Origin of the sequence: Bradyrhizobium sp., from assembly GCF_049798375.1 — a bacterium.
In the GTDB taxonomy this organism is placed as follows: Bacteria; Pseudomonadota; Alphaproteobacteria; order Rhizobiales; family Xanthobacteraceae; genus Bradyrhizobium.
This window is the reverse complement of sequence record NZ_JBARGP010000042.1, coordinates 1-6,048: the sequence shown is the minus strand read 5'-3', so window position 1 is coordinate 6,048 and position 6,048 is coordinate 1. Positions and strand designations below refer to the sequence as shown.

Sequence of the window (6,048 nt, the reverse complement as noted above, 5' to 3'; positions counted from 1 at the left end):
ATGATCCTATATCTCTCTTTCGCATCTGCGGACCGCCCGGTCCGGGATACCTCCTGCCCCGCGGCGCGTTCGGTCGAATCGCCCCACCTCCGGACTTTGTATGGCGCGTGACCAGATCGATATGACGCCGCTGCAATCGCGCGACGAATTGGTGGCGTGGCTGGCGGACGGCGTGAAGGCGCCTTCCGAATTCCGGATCGGCACCGAGCACGAGAAGACGCCGTTCACGCTGCAGGGTCACCATCCCGTGCCGTATGAAGGCGCGCGCGGCATCGGCGCGCTGCTCGACGGCATGAAGCTGCTGCTCGGCTGGGAGCCGATCATGGAGCGCGGCAACATCATCGGACTCTATGACGTCACCGGCGGCGGCGCGATCTCGCTGGAGCCGGGCGGCCAGTTCGAATTGTCGGGCGCGCCGGTGGAAACCGTGCACCAGACCCAGTCCGAGCTGATGGCGCACCTTGCCCAGGTGCGCGAGATCGCCGCCCCGCTCGGCATTGGCTTTCTCGGGCTCGGCATGACGCCGTCATGGTCGCGGGCGCAGATCCCGGTCATGCCCAAGGGCCGCTACAAGATCATGACCAATTACATGCCGAAGGTCGGCCAATACGGCCTCGACATGATGTACCGGACCTGCACGGTGCAGACCAATCTCGACTTCTCCTCCGAAGCCGACATGGTCAAGAAATTGCGGGTATCGGTGGCGTTGCAGCCGGTGGCCACCGCGCTGTTTGCCAACTCGCCCTTCACCGAAGGCAAGCCGAACGGTTTTCTCTCGTTTCGCTCGGAAATCTGGCGCGATACCGACAACGCGCGTGCCGGAATGATTCCATGGGTGTTCGAGCAGGGCATGGGGTTTGAGCGCTGGGTCGATTATGCGCTCGATGTTCCCATGTATTTCGTCAAGCGCGAGGAGACCTATATCGACGTCTCCGGCACCTCGTTCCGCGATTTCTTCGCAGGCAAGAACCCGGCGATGCGCGGCGAACGTCCGACGCTGTCGGACTGGGCCAACCATCTGTCGACCATCTTCCCCGAGGTGCGGCTGAAGCGTTACCTGGAGATGCGCGGCGCCGATGGCGTGCCGTGGGGTCGGCTGCCGGCTCTGCCGGCATTCTGGGTCGGGCTGCTCTATGACGATGTCACGCTCGATGCAGCCTGGGATCTGGCCAAGGAGTGGACCGCCTTCGAGCGGCAGGCGGTGCGCGACGACGTGCCCCGCCTCGGCTTCAAGGCGCGCATCCGCAACCGCTACGTGTTCGAGATCGCCAAGGAATGCCTCAAGCTGGCGCATCATGGCCTGCGTCGCCGTGGCCGCATCGATCATCTCGGCCGCGACGAGACCCGGCACCTGGAGCCGCTCGACCAGATCATCGAGATGGGCCACACGCCGGCCGAGGAGATGCTGGCGAAATATCACGGCGCCTGGGGTGGTTCGGTCAACCCGGCTTATCAGGAATACGCGTTCTGAGGGGTCCTTGATCTCTCCCCGCTCGCGGCCGCTGGCGGGGACAGGTCGGATTGAGTCGAGATGCAATCCGGGCGAGGGATACAGGCTTTCAACTCGCACCGATCATGCGTCTGTCCCCGATTCCAACTCTCTCAGCGCGAACGCAGTTCGTCGCGGCCTTGTGAAGAACGCGGAGAGGGTGCGCACCGCATCCCGCGTGGCAATCTGAGTCCTCGCCGGGACCGCTCCGCCGCTCGTGTCCAAACGTGTCCGGCCCGTTCATCCACCATACAGGTTCGTGGCGATCAAATGGCAGGTGGGGAAAACACAAGCGTGGCCAATGGGTCGGAAGCTTTCGCGGATCAGGATCGAGCGCCTCTCGAGGGCATGTCTGGTGGTGGCCTGCCTCGCCGCGGGCTTCGTGCGGCCGGCCGCGGCGCAGGCGAATTTCGACCGGCCGGGCGGCGACTACACGAGTGCGCCGATCGAATCGGGCGATCCGGCCGATTGTGCATTGCTGTGTGAACATGACCGGCGCTGCCGGGCTTGGAGCTTCAACTATCCGACCGTGCTCGAGAGCCGTGCGGTGTGCTGGCTGAAAAGCACGGTGCCGCCGCGCGTGCCCGACAATTGCTGTGTCTCCGGCGTGCGCGGCGCCGGCGTGGTCGAAATTCGCAACGGCGCGGTCGAGACCGCCATCGATCGTCCCGGCGGCGACTATCGCAGCTTCGAGATCAGGGGCGTCGACGGCAAGGCAACTGAGAAGGCCGCAGAGAGAGGCATCGAGAAAGGAGCCGACAAGACCGGGGACAAGGCAGGCGAGAAGAGCGTTGACCGCAGCGGCGAAAAGAGCATCGACAAAGCCGCCGAGAAGGCCGGCGAGCGCCGCGCCGACGCCGAGGACCTCTGTAAGGCCACCTGTGCCGCCGATAACAAGTGCCGCGCCTGGACCTTCGCCCGCCCGGGCTATGCCGGCAAGGAAGCGCACTGCTTCCTGAAGAAGGAGATCAAGCCGCCGCGCCGCCGCGCCGGGTTCACGTCGGGCGTTCTCAGATAAAGCTGCGCAGTCACGTAACATCGTGCTTTCGGCCGCGTAACTCGGTCGCGGCCCGGATCATTCGATCCGGACCGCGATACCGGAACGGGAAGGACGTCAGCGATGATAATGATGCGCAGGATGTTTGGAGCGGCGGCAATTGCTGCAGCCGTGATGTTTGGCGGCCTGATCCAGGCCTGGGCCGACAGTACCGTTCCCTATTCCGATGCGGCGTTCAAGGCGGCGCAAGCCGCCCGCCAATCGATCCTGGTCGAGATCCACGCAGGCTGGTGCCCGACCTGCAAGGCGCAGAAGCCGATCATCGACAAGCTCGCGGCTGATCCGAAATTCAAGGATCTGAAGATCTTCCGGGTCGATTTCGACGATATGAAGCCTGCCGTCCAGGCGTTCGGCGCGAAGATGCAGTCGACCCTGATCGTCTTCAAGGGCGCAAAGGAGACAGGACGCTCGGTCGGAGACACCAAGGAGGCCTCGATCGCAGCGCTGCTCGACAAGAGCCTGTAGAACGTGACCGCCTCCATGCACCCCGTATGATCACGCTGCTGTTGGCCTTCGTCGCAGGCGTGCTGTCGGTGCTGTCGCCCTGCGTGCTGCCGCTGGTACCGATCGTGCTCGGAGCTGCGGCCTCCGCGCATCCCCGCGGCGCCCTGGCGCTCGCCGCAGGCCTGGCGCTCTCGTTCACCGTTCTCGGCCTCGTCCTGGCGCTGGCCGGAACGGGATTTGACGCCGCCACGTTCCGGCTGGCCGGCGCTGTTATCATGTTGCTGATTGGCATCGTCCTGGTGGTGCCGTCCTGGCAGGCGCAGGTCGCGGTGGCTGCCAGTCCAATGCAAGGCTGGGCCGATCGCCGCGCTCAGGGCTTCGGTTCGTCGGGCATGACCGGTCAGTTCATGATCGGTTTGTTACTCGGCGCCGTCTGGTCACCCTGCGTCGGTCCGACCCTGGGGGCGGCATCGCTGCTGGCAGCGCAGGGACGTGACTTGCTGCGGGTGATGCTGACGATGTTCGCCTTCGGCGTCGGCGCGGCATTGCCACTCGTCCTGCTTGGGCTGATCTCCGCGACAACATTGTCGCGCCTGCGCAACCGGCTCCTGTCAGCCGGCAAGTTGGGCAAGAGCCTGATGGGCGGGGCCTTCATCCTCGTCGCGATCATGATCATCAGTGGCGTCGACAAGCGACTTGAGGCGTGGCTGGTCGACATCTCGCCGGCTTGGCTGACAGAGCTCACGACGTCGGTCTGATACGTGACATGTCGGCCGTGGCCGTCACGATCGCTTTCAATCTCGGCGCCCGTCCGTTGCCATCACCTTGATCTCCGGCCATAACGCTTTCCAGCGCTCGGCCTTTGCCGTGTAGTTCGCGGCCGAGAAATTCGGCGACGGATTGGGCCGCACGATCATGTCGGCGATGTCGCCAAAACCCTTCGGTGCGTAGACTTCGTAGCCGTTGCGGGTATGGCGGATGCCGACCTGCGTGTTCACGGTCAGAAAGCGGTCGATACCATCGGTCGCGCAGGCGAGCGGCGCGTAGGGCTTGCCGTGCTTGGCGGGATACCAGAGGTGCACGCGCGCCTGGTTGCGGATTTCGATCCTGGCATCGCAGCCCGCAAACCGGCCCTGAACGCGCTTGATGATTGCGTCCTCGGCGTCCCACGACGTATCGGGATCGAAATAGAAGACATCGTAGTCGCTAATCCCGTAGGCGATGGGGCGTCCGGTCTGCGCGTTCCAGACGCTCTGCGTCAAGCAGCCAGCGACGAGCCACGCATCGGGCAACGCGAGCGTGGCGACCTCGCGCGTGACGGCTTCGTTTATTGGGTTGCGCAGCGTGAGGGTGACAAAATCGTCGCTATTCATTGCGCCGGGCACCGTCAGGCTATGCCCACGCTCTTCAGCGCCGCCTTTGAGGCCAGCGCGCGCCATTGCCGGCGCAGCAACGGCTCGACCTCGGCCCGTCTGGCCTTCGATAGCCGCACGAGAACGATGGGATAGTTGCGATAGTGCTCGGTAAAATAGAACAGCTTCGGCCGGCTCTCCACGAGCATCTCGCGCTCGTCTTGGAGGACGCTCGGAATAACTAGGCTGTCGCCGTCCTCCTTCAGACGCGCCAACAGTTTCTTGCGCACCTTCAGCGCCGCTGTGCCATACGACGTGCCGTCCACGACCTCCGGCCATGCCAGCGCCATGGCCCTGACATCGTCGAAGGTCATCTGAGGAAACCTCTTACCTCACCGCGGTGAAGAAGCGGTTGAGCCGGAAGCCCGACAGCCAGGCCCAGACGGGCTGGTTGCGGACGCCGAGATCCCAGGAGCCGACCACGGCATCGGCGCGGCCGACCAGATTGTCGATCGGCAACAGCCCGACGCCGCCGTCGCGCAGCGACACGCGGCTGTCGGCGGAATTGTCCCTGTTATCGCCCATCACGAACAATTTTCCGATTGGCACCGTCACTTCCGCCGTGTTGTCGTACCGACCGTTGTCGCGCATCTTGAAGATCAGGTGCGAGACGCCGTTGGGCAGCGTCTCGATATAGCGGGCTGCTGGCTCGGTGCGGCCGTCGTCGTCCTCGGCCTGGCCCATGCCGTCCGGCTTCAAGGTCGCCGCCTGGCCATTGATAAAGAGCTGGCCATCGCGCATCTGAATACGGTCGCCCGGCAGGCCGACGACGCGCTTGACCCAGGCCTGGGAGTTGTCGCCGGGCCAGCGGAACACGACGACGTCGCCGCGCTTCGGCGTCTCGCCAAACACGCGCCCGGTCTCGGGCAGCGTGATCTGCATCGGCAGCGACGAGGTGCCGTAGCCGTAGGGGAATTTGGATGCGAGCAGCGCATCGCCGATCAGCAAGGTCGGCTCCATCGAGCCCGACGGCACGTAGAACGGTTCGGCGATCGCGCCCTTGGCGAGGAACACCACCAGCACGACGGCGGCGAGCTGCGCGATCTGTCCGGCCCAAGTGGTCTGCTTGGCCTGAGCCTTGCTGCTCTGCGCGGTCTCGTCCGTGACCTTCTCGACGCTCATCGACCCGTACCTCCGACCGTGATCCGATCCATTCGCAGCGTCGGCTGGCCGACGCCGACCGGGACGCCCTGCCCATTCTTGCCGCAGGTGCCGATGCCGGTATCGAGCGACAGATCATTGCCGATCATGCTGATGCGGTTGAGATCGGTCGGGCCGTTGCCGATCAGCATCGCGCCCTTCACCGGCGCGCCGATCTTGCCGTTCTCGATCTTGTAGGCCTCGGTGCACTGGAACACATATTTGCCCGACGTGATGTCGACCTGGCCACCGCCGAAATTTGCCGCGTAGATGCCGTTCTTCACCGAGGCGATGATCTCGTCCGGATCACGCTGGCCGGCCAGCATGTAGGTGTTGGTCATGCGCGGCATCGGCACATGGGCATAGCCCTGACGACGGCCGTTGCCGGTCGGCTTCATGTTCATCAGCCGCGCGTTCTGGCGGTCCTGCATGTAGCCGACCAGGATGCCGTCCTCGATCAGCACGGTGCGGTTGGTCGGCGTGCCCTCGTCGTCGATCGACAGCGA

General features: G+C 64.6%; 8 protein-coding genes. 4 read left to right on the top strand and 4 right to left on the bottom strand.

Annotation, left to right across the window (positions count from 1 at the left end; genetic code table 11):
* Positions 1-100: 100 nt before the first annotated feature.
* The 4 genes from WA702_RS01365 to WA702_RS01350 all read left to right on the top strand — a co-directional run bounded on the left by WA702_RS01365 (position 101) and on the right by WA702_RS01350 (position 3,748).
* A complete protein-coding gene (locus tag WA702_RS01365; protein WP_425108727.1) occupies positions 101-1,471 on the top strand; it encodes a glutamate--cysteine ligase in 1,371 nt (456 codons plus the stop codon).
* A gap of 319 nt (positions 1,472-1,790) precedes the next feature.
* Positions 1,791-2,507 carry a PAN domain-containing protein gene (locus tag WA702_RS01360; protein WP_425108726.1) on the top strand — a complete coding sequence of 239 codons (717 nt, stop codon included), beginning with the start codon at positions 1,791-1,793 and terminating at the stop codon, positions 2,505-2,507.
* A 111-nt stretch (positions 2,508-2,618) separates the two neighbouring features.
* A complete protein-coding gene (locus WA702_RS01355) occupies positions 2,619-3,011 on the top strand; it encodes a thioredoxin family protein (protein ID WP_425108725.1) in 393 nt (130 codons plus the stop codon).
* 26 nt (positions 3,012-3,037) lie between these two features.
* On the top strand, positions 3,038-3,748 hold the full coding sequence (locus tag WA702_RS01350) for a cytochrome c biogenesis CcdA family protein (protein ID WP_425108724.1): 711 nt from the start codon (positions 3,038-3,040) through the stop codon (positions 3,746-3,748).
* A 36-nt stretch (positions 3,749-3,784) separates the two neighbouring features.
* Here WA702_RS01350 and WA702_RS01345 read toward each other — a convergent pair whose 3' ends face one another.
* The 4 genes from WA702_RS01345 to WA702_RS01330 form a co-directional block, all read right to left on the bottom strand.
* On the bottom strand, positions 3,785-4,363 hold the full coding sequence (locus tag WA702_RS01345) for a nucleotidyltransferase family protein (protein WP_425108728.1): 579 nt from the start codon (positions 4,361-4,363) through the stop codon (positions 3,785-3,787).
* A gap of 14 nt (positions 4,364-4,377) precedes the next feature.
* A complete protein-coding gene (locus WA702_RS01340; RefSeq protein WP_425108723.1) occupies positions 4,378-4,716 on the bottom strand; it encodes an MmcQ/YjbR family DNA-binding protein in 339 nt (112 codons plus the stop codon).
* A 13-nt stretch (positions 4,717-4,729) separates the two neighbouring features.
* Positions 4,730-5,524 carry a signal peptidase I gene (gene lepB, locus WA702_RS01335; RefSeq protein ID WP_425108722.1) on the bottom strand — a complete coding sequence of 265 codons (795 nt, stop codon included), beginning with the start codon at positions 5,522-5,524 and terminating at the stop codon, positions 4,730-4,732.
* Positions 5,521-6,048: metallopeptidase TldD-related protein (locus WA702_RS01330; protein WP_425108721.1), on the bottom strand; the 528-nt coding region annotated here is incomplete at its 5' end. The genes WA702_RS01330 and lepB, both read right to left, overlap by 4 nt.

What these genes read in the sequence shown, in the direction of transcription:
- lepB (WP_425108722.1), bottom strand. Translation starts at nt 5,524, where the DNA reads ATGAGCGTCGAGAAGGTCACGGACGAGACCGCGCAGAGCAGCAAGGCT.
- WA702_RS01340 (WP_425108723.1), bottom strand. Translation starts at nt 4,716, where the DNA reads ATGACCTTCGACGATGTCAGGGCCATGGCGCTGGCATGGCCGGAGGTC.
- WA702_RS01355 (WP_425108725.1), top strand. Translation starts at nt 2,619, where the DNA reads ATGCGCAGGATGTTTGGAGCGGCGGCAATTGCTGCAGCCGTGATGTTT.
- WA702_RS01360 (WP_425108726.1), top strand. Translation starts at nt 1,791, where the DNA reads ATGGGTCGGAAGCTTTCGCGGATCAGGATCGAGCGCCTCTCGAGGGCA.
- WA702_RS01365 (WP_425108727.1), top strand. Translation starts at nt 101, where the DNA reads ATGGCGCGTGACCAGATCGATATGACGCCGCTGCAATCGCGCGACGAA.
- WA702_RS01350 (WP_425108724.1), top strand. Translation starts at nt 3,038, where the DNA reads ATGATCACGCTGCTGTTGGCCTTCGTCGCAGGCGTGCTGTCGGTGCTG.
- WA702_RS01345 (WP_425108728.1), bottom strand. Translation starts at nt 4,363, where the DNA reads ATGAATAGCGACGATTTTGTCACCCTCACGCTGCGCAACCCAATAAAC.